Origin of the sequence: Mesorhizobium sp. M1A.T.Ca.IN.004.03.1.1, from assembly GCF_003997555.1 — a bacterium.
In the GTDB taxonomy this organism is placed as follows: domain Bacteria; phylum Pseudomonadota; class Alphaproteobacteria; order Rhizobiales; family Rhizobiaceae; genus Mesorhizobium.
Map to the genome: position 1 here is coordinate 1 of NZ_RZTV01000678.1, position 254 is coordinate 254.

The window sequence follows — 254 nt, forward strand, 5'->3', positions numbered from 1 at the left end:
AAAAAGCCTCCTACCACAGCAATCCAGCCATCCGACATCTGGGTCGGCATGGCCTGGACTGGGCGCTGACTTCACCGTTCTTGGCCTCGATCATCTCCAATCCGAGCTTGCCGCAATGATCGAGCCCGCCGACGTCGGTGCGAAACGGTAGCGATCCCTTGAACCGGCTGAACGAGACCTGATTGTCGCGGTCGAGCACCATGCGGGCGGAGGCTTCCTGTGTTTCGACAGTGCCATCCCGATGATCGACTTGC

1 pseudogene is annotated in these 254 nt (G+C 59.8%); it reads right to left on the reverse strand.

What is annotated here, in order from left to right:
- Window positions 1-254, reverse strand: a pseudogene (locus tag EOD29_RS37685) (carbohydrate ABC transporter substrate-binding protein); the annotation flags it as partial.